General features: G+C 39.7%; 18 protein-coding genes. 8 read left to right on the top strand and 10 right to left on the bottom strand.

Going from position 1 to position 18,140, the window contains the following annotated elements; translation table 11 throughout:
* Positions 1–107 precede the first annotated feature (107 nt).
* Positions 108–599, bottom strand: coding sequence for an SBBP repeat-containing protein (locus M5U24_RS05605; protein ID WP_099326790.1), 492 nt, complete (start codon positions 597–599; stop codon positions 108–110).
* Positions 600–676: 77 nt separating this feature from the next.
* Between M5U24_RS05605 and M5U24_RS05610 the strand changes: the two genes are divergently transcribed.
* The 6 genes from M5U24_RS05610 (at position 677) to M5U24_RS05635 (ending at position 8,502) form a co-directional block, all read left to right on the top strand.
* Positions 677–1,438: a hypothetical protein gene (locus tag M5U24_RS05610; RefSeq protein WP_099326789.1), complete on the top strand. Its 762-nt coding sequence runs from the start codon at positions 677–679 to the stop codon at positions 1,436–1,438.
* A complete protein-coding gene (locus M5U24_RS05615) occupies positions 1,432–2,370 on the top strand; it encodes an ISAzo13 family transposase (RefSeq protein WP_099326881.1) in 939 nt (312 codons plus the stop codon). The genes M5U24_RS05610 and M5U24_RS05615 overlap by 7 nt, the downstream gene beginning before the upstream one ends.
* A gap of 1,351 nt (positions 2,371–3,721) precedes the next feature.
* On the top strand, positions 3,722–4,738 hold the full coding sequence (locus tag M5U24_RS05620) for an IS110 family transposase (protein WP_099323925.1): 1,017 nt from the start codon (positions 3,722–3,724) through the stop codon (positions 4,736–4,738).
* Positions 4,739–5,811: 1,073 nt separating this feature from the next.
* Positions 5,812–6,921 carry a GNAT family N-acetyltransferase/peptidase C39 family protein gene (locus tag M5U24_RS05625; RefSeq protein ID WP_099326593.1) on the top strand — a complete coding sequence of 370 codons (1,110 nt, stop codon included), beginning with the start codon at positions 5,812–5,814 and terminating at the stop codon, positions 6,919–6,921.
* 79 nt (positions 6,922–7,000) lie between these two features.
* Positions 7,001–7,831, top strand: a complete 831-nt coding sequence (locus tag M5U24_RS05630; protein WP_298201802.1) for a RimK-like ATPgrasp N-terminal domain-containing protein — start codon at positions 7,001–7,003, stop codon at positions 7,829–7,831.
* The gene (locus tag M5U24_RS05635; RefSeq protein WP_298201805.1) at positions 7,819–8,502 is read left to right on the top strand and encodes a RimK family alpha-L-glutamate ligase; all 684 of its coding nucleotides are present in this window, start codon (positions 7,819–7,821) and stop codon (positions 8,500–8,502) included. Before M5U24_RS05630 ends, M5U24_RS05635 begins: the two co-directional genes overlap by 13 nt.
* Before the next feature lie 61 nt (positions 8,503–8,563).
* Here M5U24_RS05635 and M5U24_RS05640 read toward each other — a convergent pair whose 3' ends face one another.
* From M5U24_RS05640 to M5U24_RS05670, 7 genes are all read right to left on the bottom strand, one after another.
* Complete coding sequence (locus M5U24_RS05640) at positions 8,564–9,214, bottom strand: hypothetical protein (protein ID WP_099326595.1); 651 nt, start codon at positions 9,212–9,214, stop codon at positions 8,564–8,566.
* A gap of 219 nt (positions 9,215–9,433) precedes the next feature.
* Positions 9,434–10,351, bottom strand: a complete 918-nt coding sequence (locus M5U24_RS05645) for an NAD(P)H-binding protein (protein WP_099326596.1) — start codon at positions 10,349–10,351, stop codon at positions 9,434–9,436.
* A 51-nt stretch (positions 10,352–10,402) separates the two neighbouring features.
* Positions 10,403–11,554 (bottom strand): aminotransferase class V-fold PLP-dependent enzyme, encoded by a 1,152-nt coding sequence (locus M5U24_RS05650; RefSeq protein ID WP_099326597.1) that lies wholly within the window; start codon positions 11,552–11,554, stop codon positions 10,403–10,405.
* Positions 11,555–11,691: 137 nt separating this feature from the next.
* Entirely contained in the window at positions 11,692–12,717 is a 1,026-nt protein-coding gene (locus M5U24_RS05655) for a ThiF family adenylyltransferase (RefSeq protein ID WP_099326598.1), read from the bottom strand.
* Between the two features lies 1 nt (position 12,718).
* A complete protein-coding gene (locus M5U24_RS05660) occupies positions 12,719–13,396 on the bottom strand; it encodes a hypothetical protein (protein ID WP_099326599.1) in 678 nt (225 codons plus the stop codon).
* A gap of 59 nt (positions 13,397–13,455) precedes the next feature.
* Positions 13,456–13,674: a NifU family protein gene (locus tag M5U24_RS05665; protein WP_099326600.1), complete on the bottom strand. Its 219-nt coding sequence runs from the start codon at positions 13,672–13,674 to the stop codon at positions 13,456–13,458.
* A gap of 18 nt (positions 13,675–13,692) precedes the next feature.
* Complete coding sequence (locus M5U24_RS05670; RefSeq protein WP_099326601.1) at positions 13,693–13,917, bottom strand: DUF1858 domain-containing protein; 225 nt, start codon at positions 13,915–13,917, stop codon at positions 13,693–13,695.
* A 251-nt stretch (positions 13,918–14,168) separates the two neighbouring features.
* Between M5U24_RS05670 and ccsA the strand changes: the two genes are divergently transcribed.
* Together ccsA and hemA are read left to right on the top strand one after the other, a co-directional pair.
* Positions 14,169–15,065 carry a cytochrome c biogenesis protein CcsA gene (ccsA, locus tag M5U24_RS05675; RefSeq protein WP_099326602.1) on the top strand — a complete coding sequence of 299 codons (897 nt, stop codon included), beginning with the start codon at positions 14,169–14,171 and terminating at the stop codon, positions 15,063–15,065.
* Between the two features lie 232 nt (positions 15,066–15,297).
* Positions 15,298–16,590 (top strand): glutamyl-tRNA reductase, encoded by a 1,293-nt coding sequence (gene hemA / locus M5U24_RS05680; protein WP_099326603.1) that lies wholly within the window; start codon positions 15,298–15,300, stop codon positions 16,588–16,590.
* A gap of 66 nt (positions 16,591–16,656) precedes the next feature.
* On the opposite strand, the gene queC is transcribed toward hemA, so the two are convergent.
* Complete coding sequence (gene queC, locus M5U24_RS05685) at positions 16,657–17,334, bottom strand: 7-cyano-7-deazaguanine synthase QueC (protein ID WP_099326604.1); 678 nt, start codon at positions 17,332–17,334, stop codon at positions 16,657–16,659.
* A gap of 3 nt (positions 17,335–17,337) precedes the next feature.
* Entirely contained in the window at positions 17,338–17,973 is a 636-nt protein-coding gene (locus M5U24_RS05690) for a radical SAM protein (RefSeq protein ID WP_099326605.1), read from the bottom strand.
* Between the last annotated feature and the right edge of the window lie 167 nt (positions 17,974–18,140).

Below are 18,140 nucleotides of genomic sequence, written 5' to 3' on the forward strand. Positions count from 1 at the left end.
AGATATGTTCAGCAATTATGCGATGTTCTTAATAGTTCCGAAACATTATTCCCAGGCACAAATCTGCGCCTTGTATATAATCTGGTATCAAATCAAATTCCACCAGATCAGGAGTTCTGAAGGTAGGTGGAGTATTCGATGCTGCTGCCCGATGTGCCAAGCTTGGTGACAAAGGCGTCATAACTGCCGCCGTGAGGAGTCGTTGTTCCCACGATTGGGAGGCCGTTGCCCTCAGTATATCCGGTAACATAGGCAGACCCCGCGCCGTCCACCGCTATGCCATAGCCATGATCCGTGTCGCCTCCTCCAAGGTAGGTGGAGTATTCGAGGATGGGGTCTATGACGAGGGGGGAGGATTTTTCGTATGAGGCAACGGTAAAGCCGTAGATGAATTTATGATGGCGTCTTTCGGGATGTACACTCTTGGATGGTTCGGGTGGGAGCAGGTTTGTAACCTGATCCCCGTTGTTTATGTCTTTTAAAATCTTAGCTATGGGAGCGACCACAAATAACATGGTATTGTATAGTACCAATAGTATCGTTGCAGTGTCTTTGTGTATGTCACGGTAATAGCCGTTACAACTAGTAAATATAGGCATTGACACCCTCCAGCCATTATGATAACATTAGGATTAAGTGGTATTTTATCCGGCGTATTAATCCTAATGGTGTCATTATGCGTTTAGCTAAGTATTCTCATCGCAAGCTCTTGGGACTATTCAGCAGGGATGTCGTTTTAACTCTGGACAGTATCAAAGAAGCTTTGGGAACGACTTCAAAAGCAACGGTTTTCAGGAAGCTAAAATCGCTCGGACATCGTGCGAGTTATTCCCATGCGGGCAAATACCATACACTGGATACACTTGCAAGCTATAATAAATATGGCATTTGGAGTTTCAATCAAATATATTTTTCTCAACAAGGAAGTCTTGTAGATACTCTCGAGGCCATCATTAATAAATCCCAGGAAGGTTATTTTGCCTCGGAGCTTCAAACGCTGGTACATGTGCGAGTCTTTAATGCACTGACTCAATTAGTGGTATCTGGAAGGGTCTTGCGCGAGCAGATTGCCGGAGAATATTTGTATATCTCCAAGGTGTTAGGTACGGATCAACTCGCCAGACGTAAACAGTCAATCATGTTGTGTGCTTGTAAGGAAGAAAAGGTATTAATTCCCGGCTTTGGGAGTGAAGTGGTTACGGATTGCCTGCAGACATTTCTTTCCATACTTGATGAAAGGCAGAAACGGCTTTATCTTGGTTTAGAATCAATGAAACTGGGACATGGCGGCGATTTAAGACTTTCACAGCTAACCGGCATAAATGTAAAAACAATTGCCAAGGGGCGTCGGGAACTTTCGAGTAAGAACATTACACCGGGACGGATACGTAAGGTTGGTTCAGGTCGTTCTTCGATTAAAAAAAAACTGATGTGGTAAAACTTCTTGAAGAATTGATGGAGGGCGATACTGCAGGAGACCCAATGGGTAAAGGAAAAATATGGACGAGAAGAAGCACACGTACTCTAAAAAAAGAATGCGGTGATAGAGGTGTAAGCGTATGTGCAACAACAGTTAGTAGGCTTCTTAAGGACATGGATTATTCTCTGAGAGTAAATCGCAAAACGATAGCAGAGACACGTCATCCGGACCGTAATAGACAGTTTGAAATTATTAATGAGACAAAAAAGTATTTTGAAGATTCTGGTCAGCCAATAATCAGTGTTGACAGTAAGAAAAAGGAATTGATAGGTAATTTCAGAAATGAGGGCAAGGCGTGGACAAAAATAGTAAATGAAGTTTTGGCCCATGATTTTCGTTCTCAGGCAATTGGTGTTGGATGTCCGTTTGGTATCTATGAATTGCTGACTAATTTAGGGACAGTTATTGTTGGTACGTCCTATGACACACCGGAATTTGCAGTCGAGTCAATTAAGATTTGGCTGGATGAATTTGGTTGGAAGAGGTATCCATGCGCAAAAGAACTCCTTATTCTTTGTGACGCAGGAGGGAGCAACGGATTTCGTCCCCGGTTGTGGAAATATGCGCTTTATCAAAATATTTGTAAAGTTTACGGACTCTCCATCAGGATTTGCCACTATCCCTCAGGAGCATCAAAATGGAATCCGGTAGAACATCGTCTGTTTAGTTTTATCAGTAAAAATTGGGAGGGGAATCCTTTGAGGTCTTATGATGTTATGCTAAGTTTAATTGCTGGCACTACAACAACAGCGGGTCTTCTCGTACAAACCATTCTTAACGAGAAAGAATACCAAAAAGGAATCAAAATCACTGATGACCAAATGAAAGAAATAAACATAAACAAACACAGTGTCTTGCCAGATTGGAATTATACAATTTCACTTAACTAAATTAATAAAAATACCAAATTATTTTTGGACAGTGCCTTAGTTATAGCCAAACAAATATGATTTTAGAGATTTGGCGATAAAATGGCTTTCTAAAAAACAGATTTATTTGACTAGGCATATTATCAAACACACCCCTAAATCCCCTCTTGATAGAGGGGACTTCTTATCTCCCCCCTAAAAAGAGGGGCCGGGGGTGTGTAAATTTTTCGAAAACCTTATTTGTTTGACTATATTTGAAAAATCCAAGGGGACATAAAAAACAATGTAGCCCCTTTAGGGGCGGTCTGTTTGTAGCGCAATAAAATTCAACAGGTAAATAGCTCCGTAGGAGCGGCCTGTATATGATTGACAGGAAGACAGGCCGCTCCTGATTATAGAGACAGGTTTCAAACCTGTCTCTACGATCTGTTATGGTATCCTATCTACAAACAGGTTGCTCCTACGGAGCTTATCGGTAATACGTTTTTTTTAAAAACCAAAGTGTTACAATAATTCTTAACTTAATGACATTGGCTTGCAACCTGAACCTATGAGTTTATGCGTATAATGGGGCCATGTACTGCGGTAAAATTCCAATGCACAAAATCCCTGACTCGAAAATCAGACTACAAAAAATAGTTTAAATACAGATACTACAACACGATATGGTTATAAGCCCATTTTTATCGTTTCTGGGTGTTGCAAATGAAACATGATGACTGGTGACTTATTTTGTCATTACAAGGGTATCAGCTTGTTATTGCGAGGGTCTCAGCTTGTCATTGCGAGGGTCTTTTCCGAAGCAATCTCATAAACCGTCATAGAGATCCTTCCATCCTGCATTCATTCCATTAATTAATTCTATTTTTTAAGCCCTTGAGCCACCCTTAATTTGCTTCTCCTGCGATATGGCGTTTCTTACGTCACGAAATATCTCGTAGTATACTGATTGCTTCGGAAAAGACCCTCGCAATGACAAGCTGAGAGACCCTTGCAATGACAAGCTGATACTTTTTGGATGGCCCTATACATTTGAACCGGTACAGAAACAGAAATGCCAGATGTTTCCGACTCTAAAGTAAGACTACAAAAAAATAGTTTAAGTACACATACTACAACACGATAGGGTTATAAAACCATTTTCATCGTTTCCGGGTGTTGCAAATGAAACATGATGACTGTTTGGAATCTGGAATTTATTTGTCATTTGTTCTGCTAATAGAAGGCTGGATTGAAAGTATAAAACGTTTGGTTCAGGTTGCAAACCTGATAATCATATAGAAGGCACCTCCGAGCGCACTCTTCATGGTAAAATGGAGGATACCGTGAAAGGCGATTGTTAAATAATAACAAAGTAAGGAGGGAGCGAGCAATGGGATATTTCGTAGGAATAGATTTACATGGTGATAATAATTATATTGGAATACTCGATGAGGAGGATCGGAAGGTATTCAAGAGGAGAAACCGTAATGACATCAATGAAATAAAGCGCGTATTAGAGCCATACAAAAAAGAAATAAAGGGTATAGTAGTAGAATCGACCTTTAACTGGTACTGGATAGTGGATGGTCTGATGGAGGCAGGCTATCAGGTACACCTGGCAAATACATCGGCAATGCAGCAGTATGAGGGATTAAAGTACATTGACGACACGAGGGATTCGTTTTGGTTGGCAAAGATGTTACGGTTAAAGATATTACCAGAGGGATATATTTATCCCAAAGAGACGCGGTCAGTGAGGGATTTACTGAGGAAGCGGATGATGTTGGTACAACAAAGGACAGCGCATATATTGAGTATGCAAACGATGGTAAACCGTAACAAAGGAGTACCGATAAGCGGTGATACGATAAAGAAGCTGAGTAACGAAGAGGTAATGGGGATGTTCAGCGACGTGCATTTGACCATGTCAGCACAGTGCGATCACGAGGTAATAGAGGTATTAAATAAGCAGATATACAAGATAGAGAAAGCGGTATTAAAGGAGGTGAAGCTAAAGAAGCCGTATAAGAAATTGCTCAAGGTGCCTGGGATAGGCGAAATCCTGGCAATGACGATAATGCTGGAGACTGGGAACATAGAGCGATTTAGTGATGTGGGGATGTATTCATCTTATTGCAGATGCGTATCGGCAAAAAAATTATCGAATGGTAAGAGCAAAGGGAAAGGAAACCGTAAGAACGGGAATAAATACCTTGCGTGGGCGTATGTGGAGGCAGCGCATTTTCACGTAAGATTTTGCGAAAAGGGAAGGAAATGGCATCAGAGGAAGGCGTCAAAGAGCCATGTAGTTCTGGCAACGAAAGCCTTGAGCAATAAGCTGGCCAGGGCATGTTATTACATAATAAAGGAGCAAGTAAACTACGACGAGAAAAAAATGTTTGGGTAGCAAGCAGATTAGGTGGTGCAAGGAACCGGTTGCGGGTTAGGTAACCAATCCATGAAACCTGATTGGAAGTTGTTCCACCTTTTATTATGAGTTGTGCCGGTAAAGGAATCGGCGAAAAAGAATATTCCATTCTGATCTGCCCATACCATGAGCCGTGAGGTTTTGGCCGTAGAGCCGAATATTCTGTGAATAACGATTGGACACTGGTATGGAACCGATGGTTTTCTGGGACAGAAGATAAGTCAGGGGCGGTGAGAAAGTCTTTCACAAAGCCTTGATCCCGATGGGTGAATGGTGCGGATGAGAACGATACCAAAACAATTGCGAAATACCACGGGCGTAGATAAACGTGAACGGTATAGTCATTTTCGTAAACAGCAGTAAGAGCGATTCCGTACTTGGAGGGGTATTCAAAACGTGAAAATGTAGATATTTTTGCGACCGGAGATATTTTGTCCTTGACAAAAGCCTTCTAATGAGTGAACCCACGAATGTAGTTTCCATTGCCAATTCGTTCCCAAACAGATACTTCACTATGTTCAGTACAAGGTTTGAGAACGAGTTGTGCTTCGGTAGTTTAATAGATTACGCTGAATAGTTACGGAAATTGTGGGGTGGGTAAAAATTAATGCTGTTGCGTTTCTGTCTTTTAAAACGCAACCCAATTTAAATATGTTTCAAAAAACTAAATTGCTACAAAAATAATTATTTCTTTACTTTTTTATAAAGCGCAGATATAAGCAATTTATAATAAATCATACAAATAGTACTTTTTCGCTTCAATTTAGTCCGAAAATAGGTTTTTACCCTCCCTTGTGAGACTGTTTTAGGCTATGAAGGTTTCACCTGTAGTTTTCATTTCGACCAAAGGATAAATCCTGAAGAGTCCTCGCTCGTTCGGAGTTCCGAATGGCAGATTAAAGGGATGTTTCTTTCTCCTTTGTGACCGAAAGTAATGGATTTTTAGTAGAGAGAGAACTATTAATAGAACATTTCTGACATACCCATTATATAAACTGTCTGTACCTTTTATCATTTCTTTTACATATTTCACAGGGATAAACTGTTTTTACATGATTCAAGAGATTACATTAGAACATCTGGACGAGTTGGAAGAACTTGAAAATAAGAGTTTTGCCACAGATAGACTGTCGCGCAGGAATTTCCGGTATCTTCTGACAAAAGCAAATGCAATAACCCTTGCGGAGATAGTCGATAATGCCATTCGGGGCTACTCTATCATACTCTACAATACCGGTACATCATTAGCCAGGCTCTATTCGTTTGCAGTTGACCCTGATTTTAGAAATCAGGGCATTGGCAAACAACTTCTCGAGGCTTCAGAAAAAGCCGCAATTGATTACGATTGTATTTCCATGAGGCTTGAAGTGAGAGAAGACAATTATAACGCAATACAGTTTTACAAAAAAAACGGATATAAGCAAATAGGGGTTATTGACGATTATTATGAGGATCATATGGACGCTATTCGCTTTGAAAAGCTTTTAGCGCCACATCTTAAGCTGGAAATGGTACATGTTCCTTATTACAGGCAGACATTAGATTTTACTTGCGGCCCTTCAGTATTGATGATGGCAATGAAGGCGCTGGACACCTCTGTAGAGATAAACCGTCAAATGGAATTAAGGATTTGGCGTGAATCTACTACCATTTTTATGACGTCTGGGTATGGTGGTTGCGGGCCTTACGGCCTTGCACTAGCTGCCTTTCGAAGAGGTTTTGACGTTGAAGTGTATGTAAATGAAAGCAGTGCGTTTTTTATTGATTCGGTAAGAAGCCCGTATAAAAAAGAGGTGATACAACTTGTTCAGGAAGATCTTCTTGAAGAACTTAGTCAATTACCTATCGAATTAAAATATAAAACATTAAGCGTATCTGAAATTCAGGAAAAGTTTGATAAGGGTGGTATTCCTATTGTCCTGATAAGCTCTTATCGAATTTACCGTGAAAAATTTCCTCACTGGGTAGTAGTTACCGGCTTTGATGAAAAATATATTTATGTGCATGACCCATTTGTAGATGTAGAGGTTTATAAAACAGAAACAGACTGTATTAACATGCCCATTTTGAAAAAGGATTTTGAACGGATGGCAAAATATGGAAAATCAGGGCAAAAATCAGTAATCATTGTAAAAAAGAAGAAGGCAAACATCCTATCTTAATGGGAATATTCAGGAGACATGCCGTGAAACTATTATATTACCTTATTTTGGAATACTTATTACATTTCGATAAAAAATAATGGCAACTCATATTGTGTTAGTGGAAAATTATAAGGATTGGAATCCTCATTATTCTGATGCATTAGTAGTGACTGCAAAAGATTATGTAGCACACCAGGAATATTTGAAAATAAAAGATATAAAAATTGTTAATTTATGCCGTAGCTACCGGTACCTGAGTCTAGGGTATTATTGTTCGCTTCTTGCGGAAGCACGACGGCACAAAGTGATCCCCTCCGTAAAAACGATCAATGATCTGAGCAGTAAGTCAATTTATAGCCTCAACGTAGAAGACCTCGACGTATCCGTTCAAAAAAGCTTAAAGAAGAGAACGAAACACCTGGCGGAAACGGCGACGTCATTTGATTACATGATATATTTCGGGCAATGCGAAGAGAATGATTTGCAGGAACTCGCACGGCAATTATTCGACATGTTTCGCTGTCCGATCCTCAAAGTAGAGTTTCGTTTTCAGGGCAAGTGGAATATTTTTGCGATAAAACCTTCATACGTGCATAATCTTATCCAAGGGCAGGAAGCTATTTTTTTTCAGGCATTCAATGACTATTTAACAAAACGCTGGCAAACGCCTAAAGTAAAAAACAAAGAAAAGTATGACCTTGCAATTTTATATAATCCGACGGAACAATTACCTCCTTCCAACCAACGGTCTCTCCAAAAATTCATCAAGATTGGGAAAAAACTCGACGTTAACGTTGATTTAATTGAAAAAAAGACTATTCAAAACTCGCGGAATATGATGCCCTGTTTATTCGTGAGACAACAAGGATTAATCATCATACGTTCCGATTTGCGAAAAAAGCGGAAAATGAAGGCATGGTCGTCATAGATGATCCCGATTCAATTGTGAAATGTACCAATAAGGTATATCTCTTTGAAATACTTTCCGCCAATAAAGTACCTGTCCCTAAAACGATATTGTTGCAGAAAAAAGATATTAATAGAATAATAAAAGCGCTCGAATTAAAGTTTTCTTATCCGATTGTTTTGAAAATACCTGATAGTTCATTTTCAAGGGGAGTAATAAAAGCAGATAACCTTGACGAATTAAAAGAAATAACAAGCCGCCTGTTTGAAGAATCCGATTTGATTCTGGCACAGGAATTTTTATATACCCCATTTGACTGGCGTATAGGCATTTTAAATCGTGTCCCGATATATGCCTGCCAGTATTTCATGTCGAAAAAGCACTGGCAAATCATACAACATGGCCCTGATGGCCGTTTTACCGGGGGAGACTTTAAAACATTTCATGTTGAAGACGTTCCGCAGGATGTTATTTACATTGCCGTAAAAGCTGCAAATCTCATCGGCAACGGATTGTATGGAGTGGATTTAAAGAAGACCGACAAGGGAGTGCTGGTGATGGAGATAAATGATAATCCTACCATTGACGTAGGTGTAGAAGATGGCTGTTTAGGCGATAAATTGTATCGGATTATTATTGAAGAATTCATTAGAAGACTGAGCATGAAAAACGGCGAAAAGCATGAAAAATAGGTATGCAAGCATAGTGGTGGGTGCAAGCAATAGGGCATAGGGCACTGCCCACAGATTTGAACTAGGGAAGGGGGGGGTATTTGGATAAAATTAAATATTCAAATCCACCGGGGCCACAAACTTTAGTGAGTTGATCAATGATATACTTCTGTCGGGTAGCATTTTCATTGGGACCTGAAATGTAAAAAGGTTTTCCATTTTGTCCAAATTCAATTTCTTCCGAACAGGTATTTGGGTCAACATCACCAAAAATCATACACGCCTTAATATATGCAGGATGAGGATTAAAGCCCAAATCTCTCGCATAGGAAACAGCACTTTCTACTAATTTTCTCACATAGGAAGGGTCTTTTTTCACAAACAATGATGCCTGGTAGCTGTCATGACCCTTAAGTTTGGCGTTATATTCAGTTTCCGGGGCGACAATATACATTGCGTTTTTTACTCCTAAGCAATATACATCAACTAAAAAAGCACTAGCGGCGATATTGCCGTTTGGCAGAACCCTGCTAAATAATATATTCGTGATACCCCTGTCTAAGGTCTCCTGCATCAGACACTCATACATAGGATATTTTGCAATCTTTTCCGCGTCGATTTTATTAAATAATACTTCTTTTTTTAATTTTGTTGTTTTTTTTGCAAGTATCAATTTTCTTTTCGCCTTCTTTTTTTCAACTTTCTTTTGCTGTTTTTTGTCTCTTTTGTGCATGTTAGTTCCTTAATTAATATACTATATATAGCGTTTCATTAAAATATCTACATTGATACCGTCATTGCGAGCGATAGCGAAGCAATCTTAAGTCTTTTGGGAACAAGAGATTGCTTCGTCGCTCCACTCCTCGCAATGACATTTTTTTACGCACACATTTTAACGAAACAAGGGACAATTAAATATTTTGTTAATACTTTATAAGCATCTTGAGTCTAATTATTTTATTCTTCTTCTCGCAAGTTCGCTTTCGTATTGTTTTCCCAGTATTGATGCATTTTCCCTCGCCCATTCGGTTAATTTTGTATTGCCCGCCGGAGGTGCATCAACGTAAAGCAAGTCATCCATAAGCCCTTCTATTTCATCTTTTGTTATCAAAACATCATGGACAAATTTCCCGATAATTAGTGCAAGGCAATATCCAATGAAGGGAGAAACTGAAATAAAAAGTCTCTTTTTACCAATGATGTCGCCAATTTCCGTAACCAAATCACGATAAGAAAATGTTTCAGGTCCGATGGCATTAATAATGGTATTTTCGCTCTTTTCACCTTGCTCCACCGCCAATATGGCAAAATCATTTACGTAAATTGGTTGTAAACGATAATTGCCCTCGCCGAATATACTAAAAAAGGGAAATTTTCGCAACGCCCACGCAATGTTGTTGATCAAAATGCCTTCCTTTCCGAACAAGACAGCCGGACGTAAAATAGCATACGAAATACCGGATTCTATAAGGTTTTTTTCGATTATTGCCTTATCCCTGAAATACTCATACGGTGAACTTTCGGAAGGGTTCGTTATACTCGTGTGTACTATTCTTTTTACTCCGGCTTTTTTAGCCGTTTCGAACAGGGCAAAAGTATTTTGTATCGCAGTGGAGTAACCAAAAGTCTTGTAATTAAAACGAACCCAATAGGTGTTGTAGAGCACTGAAACACCACTTAATGATTCCGCAAGTTTCTCTGGCTTGTCAAAATTAAAAGGATACGCCTTTACACTTTCACCAAAAGGGTTAGGGCGATGCAAGGAATTGGTGAGGGTAATGACATTACGCCCGCGGTCTAATAAGTTTCTTGCAATATATCTTCCGGAAAATCCGAATGCTCCGGTGACGGCATGTAATTCAGTACTCATACTGATTTGTTTAATATAGGGGTTATTGATAGGATAATGGCGGTTTTGTACTTAATGAATCGTTTCATTTGCAATGTCATTCAATGCAGAGATTAATATATCTATTTCTTCTTCCGTGTTAAAAAAACCAGGACTAATTCTTATTGTGCCATCGGGATACGTACCCATTTGCTGATGAACAAAAGGTGCGCAATGTAGTCCGGGTCGTACTGCAATAGTAAATGATTGATCTAATATTGCCCCTGCTTCTGCTGCAGTATATCCTTTTATGTTTATTGAAAGTATTCCTACTTTCCTTGATACATCTTTCGTCCCATATAAAATAAATCGTTCATCATTTTGAAGGGCATTGATTATTTTTTGAATTAATTTCCGTTCATGCGCCCTAATCGTGTGTGTACCCTTTGATACGACATATTCAATTCCAGCTTTCAGGCCAACGATACCAACGGTATTTGGGGTGCCGCTTTCCAGCCGGAACGGCATTTCTTCCGGTTGTGTTAATGATGCGGGTTCAAATCCAGTGCCTCCCTCTCTCCATGGACGAAGCTTAATACGTTCATGGATATAAAGACCGCCTGTTCCCGTTGGGCCAAAGGGCGCTTTATGTCCCGTAAACGCAAGCATATCAATATTGCATTCATTAACATCAATTTCACATACTCCGGTAGTTTGCGCTGCATCTACCATAAACACAATATCCCGTTCTTTTGCAATCAAACCAATTTCTTTTATCGGTTGAATTGTGCCAAGAACGTTTGTTGCATGGGTGAGAACGATTAAGCGGGTTTTGGGAGTAATGGCATTTTTTACGTCGTCAGGATTAATAAAACCATCAGAGGAATTTTTCACCTTTGTTACGGTTATTTTATTATCTTGTGCTAATCCGTTTAATGCGCGGGATACAGCGTTATGTTCAAGATAAGAAGTAATTGCATGATCGCCTGTTTTGAGTAACCCTTTTATGCCCATATTTATCGCATCAGTTGCATTGAAGGTAAATACAAACCTGTTTGGGTCCTTTATGGCAAGAAAATCCGCAATTATCTTTCTTGTATTCTCAATTTCACGTTCTACGGTGACTGCCATCCTGTGGCCGGAACGTCCGGGGTTAGCCCCCATTGTCCTGTAAAAGGTATCCATTGACGTATATACAATTTCTGGTTTCGGATAACTTGTTGCTGCATTATCTAAATAGATCATAATTAAATAGGTCCCCTAAGCTGGCGTAGCCAGAACCAAACAAGCATGAAATAAAAAATACGAGATTCGAAGTACTAAATACGAAACAAATCCGAATAACAAAGCATCAAATCCAAAATATACAATAATAATCGGTTTTACATCCCGATGTATTTTGCATAAATACCTTTTGCCGTTATTACATCATTTGTTCCGGCTATAATTGTCCTGCCGTCAGGGAAGGCCGTTAATTCATAATTATTTACCTTCAACCGTAGCAGATATTTATTAAAAGATACGTTTCCTGCTGTACTCAAACGCGAGGCAAGCGTTGACAAATCAATCGTTGAACCGTTTGCCGGTGCGATTTGCACTGCATTTCGTCCGCATAAAGAAGTGGTTGAAGAGTATTTTTCATTCCTTAAATATTCATATTGTTTGTTTTTACAGGCCTTACAATCATTTATTTCTCTGAGGTTGTTTATATTAAGCCTTGTTATCTCATTCTTCCACAAATCAAATTTGAGAAGCTGCCTGTTAATAGACGCGCCATTGCCAGTCAGGATTTTTAAAGCCTCGGCAACCTGAATCGAGGCGATCAAACTTGCGGCAGGCGATAGTATCCCTGCGGTATCACATGTTTCAGTATTGCCGAAAGGGGGAATGTCCTGCATGACACAGCGTAAACAGGGGGTTTCTCCGGGAACGATTGTCATCGTTAATCCCGTGCTGCCAATACATGCACCATAAATCCATGGAATGTCATTTTTCACACAATAATCGTTAATGAGAAACCGGGTTTCAAAATTATCGGTGCCGTCAATGATTATATTTGCATTGTGTAAGTTTGTATCGATATTGGAGGGATTAATATCCGTGACGGCTGCTTCTATTATTATGCCGGAGTTGATTTTTTGTAGTTTTTTTTGGGCGGCTATTGCTTTGGGTAGATTATTCCAGAGGTCTTCTTCATCAAATAATGTCTGGCGCTGCAAGTTGCTTTCTTCAATAAAATCCCGGTCGATTATTTTTACACGATTCACACCGCTGCGTACCAGGAGATTTGCAGAAGTGCAGCCCAATGCGCCGCAGCCAATAATGACGACTGTCGTATGGGCGAGTTTTCTTTGTCCTTCTTTTCCTATGGCAGAGAATAATTCCTGCCGGACATAACGGTCAGACATGTTAACTGTTATTTTTTAGAATACTTAAACACGATTTGTCACCGGATGCAATTGCCTTTTCTCTTTTATATGTTGAGCTGGGATTCAGTCCCTCGCAAAAACCGGAAATCCATGCATTAACAATATCGCACATCGTTAAAAAATCTGCGCCTGCATTTTTCCAGTATTTTTCATGCACACATTCCTCATGATCCCATGTGGTGCATTTCTCTGAATCTTCCACAACCTGAGCGCCTCTGTCGCAAGGCATCCCATCGCACAGGTAATCACCCAGTAATTCAAATGCCTTTGATGTACTTTTGCACTCGTTCGCAGATAACCCTTTACGGTTTACGGCCTCCTTACCACATTGAATGCCATGAGCATGCGCTGCTTCGGAGGCATTTTTCCCTGCAGCATCATATTTTGCACAAAAGGCAGCTATAATAGCTGCCTCCCGTGTTTCTCCCTCGATAATAATGCTTTGAATCCCCTGATGAATGGACTTGTTTGCCAGTAATTCTTCTAACGATTTAGTGCTGTCTGTTTGAGGGTATTTTTTATATACCTCTCCGAGCAATGCTTCTGCGTCAGCACCGTATCTTGCTTTGAATGCAGAGACAATATTATTTTCGCGTGCTTCAGAAGTCTTTATTTTTCCAAACATCCAATAGTGGATAGGTCCCAGGACCATGCTCATAATAGCGCTCCTTTTATTTATCAGTCTCTTCTGTATTGCGTTGCCTAATAGATAGTAACTTACGCCAGTTCTACGGATTCAATCTCAGGGATAATTTCCTTAAGTCTGGCTTCAACTCCATATTTCAATGTGGCAAGAGAGCTGGGGCATGAACCACATGCGCCTTTTAAACGCACTTTAACAATACCATCTTCATAATCAACAAGCTCAATATCTCCGCCGTCTGCTTGTAATGCCGGCCTAATGCCCTTAAGAGCCTCTTCTATTTTTTCCTTCATTATTCTTCCTCCTTAAAATTATGATTTATGTTTTTCGATAATTTCATTTAATTCCTTTATGATAACTTCCGGATCTACATTATGCATCGTTGCGCCAAATGCAATGTCTTCTGTTTTAGAACCGGGGCAGGTATAGCAGCCTGCGCCAAAATACTTTTTTACAACGGATTCTGTTTCGGGGTAATTTTGGATTACATCGCCTATGGAAGTCTTCTTTGTTATCTTAGGTTTTGTTTCCGGCATAGATAAAACCTTTCTTAAATAATACGTTTTAAAAGTAAAAGCTCTTACTGAGTACAACCACTTAAAAAAGCTTATTCAAAGCAGAAAGCATAGATGCGGGTTGTGATTCCATCCAAAAAATGATTACGGTTTTCAGGTTATCTGACAAATAAATATTTGTCAATTAAAAAAAACCAATATATTTCCTACTATCGCTGATGATTGAAAATAATGGTTGATTAATAGAGGGTTATTTTTTAAATTAACCTATTATGTTTACGGCATCTCACATTCCATTTATAATAAGCATCGTCTTGTACCTTATTTCATCGGTATGGTCGGTCGGTCACATTATAAAACCTGATTTATTTAACAAAAAAGTGGCCAGATGGGCAACGGTAATGGGCTTTTTAATCCATAGCGGGTATCTCATCTTTCTTGGCATTCGTTCTAACAACATTCCCATCACAAACGTTTATGAATCTTTTGTTTCATTGCTCTGGTGCGTCTTATTTGTCTTTATCAACATAGATTACCTCTATAAATTGCCTTCTCTGGATACCTTTCTCATGCCGCTCGTTACGGCGCTTTCTCTATGGGCGCTCTCTTTTGATAAAAGTGACATGTTGATTACGGTGAGTCTCCAGAAATTCTGGCTTGTTGCCCATATTATTCCTATTTTTATCGGCTATGCGGCTTTTACTATATCGTTTAGTTTGAGCGTAATGTATTTAACACAGCAGAGACAGCTAAAGCATAAAATATTTGGTCGTCTGTTTAACAAACTCCCTTCTTTGGAAGGTATTGATATGCTCATTTGGAAGACTATTTCTTTCGGTTTTCCATTACTTACTCTTGGTTTGGTATTTGGTACGTTCTGGGTAAAGACACAGGATATTTTGGGGGAAATGTGGTATTTGGATCCCAAAGTTATTCTTGGCCTTGCCACATGGCTTATTTATGCCGCCTTATTACACATGCGCCTGGTTGCTTCCTTTCACGGCACAAAGATAGCGTTATTAACGATTGCCGGTTTTTGTTTTGTTCTTTTTACCTTTATCGGAGCATTTTTTATCGGGTCAAAACACGCTTTTCAAAAACTGAGCACTAATGCGGCATATATCGAAATTTTAGCGGCGAATAAACAACAGTACCCTAAGCGGACATAGCTGATAAAAAATACGAAGCACGAAATACGAAAGAGGAACCACTGATTGCACGGATTGCATCGATTAAAAAAGTAGTCGGCAACCCACAATCTACAGTCGGCAAATTGCAGATTGCAGACTGAGGACTGAGCGAAAAATGGGAATCTTAGGATTTCCTACTTTTTAACGGTACAACCATGGCGGAAGTAAGAGTTATTATTATTTTGATTTGCAATAAGGATTAAATAAAATCATGAGTATTTTAGTGGTGGGACTAAATCATAAATCTGCTCCGGTTGATATCAGGGAAAAGCTTGCATTTAATAATAATTCTGTTTCAAACGCACTGTCTTTATTTTCCCAAAAATATCCTTCGTCAGAAGCAGTTATTTTATCCACCTGTAACCGCGTAGAAATGTACGCGTCGTCCGCTTCAGATGCGGTGAAATTGGAAGATATCCTCTCGTTCCTGGCGGAATTTCATAAAATCGAAGAAAATGAATTTTCCCAGTATATGTATCATTATAAAGACGACCGTGCGGTGATGCATCTCTTCCATGTGAGTTCCAGCATTGATTCTATGGTAATCGGTGAGTCGCAAATTCTTTCACAGGTTAAAGAGGCATACACACTCGCCAGCATGGAACAATCAACCGGAAAAATTCTCAATCAATTATTCCAACAGGCGTTAAATATTTCCAAAACGATACACACCAATACTTCCATAGGCCAGGGCAAGGTTTCCATAAGCTCTGTTGCTGTCGAATTTGCTGAAAAGATATTCCAGGATTTTGCCGGCAAAATGGTATTAGTGGTAGGGGCTGGTGAGATGTGTGAACTTTTGCTTAAACACCTTTATGAAGAGGGGGCGCGAACGATTATTGTAGCAAACCGTACCTTTGAACGCGCACAGGCAATTGCTGATGCATTTCAAGGTGAGGCGATTAAATATGAATTGCTCGGTGAATACCTTTCAAAGACTGATATTATTATTACTTCCACCTCAGCGCCGCATTACGTAATTCATAGCGATCAGGTGAAAGACGCAATTAAGCACCGCAGGGGGAATCCCATGTTCCTTATCGATATTGCCGTTCCCAGAGACATAGAACCGTCTGTTGGCAATATCGACAATGTGTATTTATATAATATTGATGACCTTCAATCCGTTGTAAACCAGAACCTTGACGACAGAACCCGCGAAATCGAAAAATGCCGGGCAATTATTGAAAAAGAAGTGGAACACTTCATGGCAAAGCTTGAACAAATAAAGATAGAACCTGCGATAACATTATTGAGAAACAGTTTTCACACCATCGGAAAAGATGAATTAAGCCGCTTGAAACCAAAACTGAGGAATATTAATGATGAAGAATGGAACCAGGTGGTTTACACTATGGAAAGAACCCTCAATAAACTCTTGCATCATCCTGCCAAGATAGCAAAGCAGGAAGCAAGTAACGGAGGAGGATACCGTTACGTAGAGACAATTAAAAAACTCTTTGGCGTCTTTCATCACCATTCATCAGAAGATTCAAACAAATAGCCCCGCCTCATAGTATCACCATGTAAAAATGTATTACCCTATGCAATTGTTCACCATGCCGGCGTATCATGCATATTCAACCGGGTCTTTGTATCCGGATTCTTCGAATGCCTTTCGTCTTAGATAACAGCTATTGCACACACCGCAAGCCTTATCAGTGTTTTTGTAACATGACCAGCTAAGATGGAGCGGCGCTTTCAATGATATACCCAATGTTACAATCTCTGCCTTCGTTTTAAAAATAAGTGGAGTCTCCACCGCTATGCGGGTTTCAGGTTTTGTTCCGGCGTCAATCAATTTGTTAAACACTTCGTAATAAAATGGTTTACAATCAGGGTATCCCGGGGTGTCGTGTGAAACGGCGCCGATAAATACCTTTTCAGCGCCGATAACCTCTGCCCATGAAACTGCTACGGAAAGAAAGAGGGTATTTCTGAATGGCACGTATGTTGTCGGAATTTCTTTGCTATCAGGCTCTGCCTCTTGAACAGGTATCATCGTATCCGTAAGGCTTGAACCACCAATTTTTTTAAGATAATCGATATTTGCAATAAGAATTTGTTCGGCAGGGACTTTGTAATATGCGGCTATTTCATGGAATGCCGAAAGTTCTTTTGATTCGGTTCTTTGTCCATAATTGATATGTAATAATGCGAGATCGTATGTTTCATTTGCGATTGCAGCGGTTACACAGCTATCCAAACCGCCGCTGGCAAGCACAATAGCAGTATCTTTTCCTTTCATTTTTTACACGCCCCTTGTTTCCGGCCCCCAAATATACTTATGCATCTGAAGCTGCAACCGCACGTTAATGTGATCCTCTAAAATCCATGAAGCAATTAAAGAAGGTTGAATCATTCCGTAAACAGGATTCATTAAGATATGGGCAATTTCGGTTAGATGATATTTACTGATCATTGATCTTGCCCATTCATAGTCGTTTCGTGAAGACAGGACAAATTTAACCTCATCCTTTTTTGTTAAATGCGATATATTGTGCCAGCACATTTTATGGCTCATACCGCTGTCTGGACACTTTACATCCAAAATCCTTATTGTACCTTCGGGCAAAACACTGACGTCATAACTGCCGTTTGTTTCAACAAGAACGGTATAATTCCTGTTAAGTAATTCACGTACCAACACAGGTGTATTGTGATTTGACAGAGGTTCTCCCCCGGTAACACACACTGATTTCAATCCGAATGAATCAATCTTGTCAATGATGGAAGAAATTGGCATTTCATTCCCTTCATCATAGGCATACTGCGTATCACAATAGCTGCAGCGCAAGTTGCATCCGGTTAACCTGACAAAAACAAACGGAAGGCCGGTAAAAGACGTCTCTCCCTGTATACTCCTGAATATTTCATTAATCAACATGCAATAATTTTATCAGCAAAAGAAATCCTTGCAAAGTAATTAATGGTATTGATACCTAAATCCTGCAAACGATTTTCGCAATGCGAAAATCAGTATTTTCCACTACCAAGATTGGCAAAAAGCGATAACAGATATCCGTTTTTTAGCAATTGTGGTAGCGCTATTGT

This window comes from Candidatus Kuenenia sp. (assembly GCF_027493735.1).
GTDB lineage: Bacteria > Planctomycetota > Brocadiia > Brocadiales > Brocadiaceae > Kuenenia > Kuenenia stuttgartiensis_A.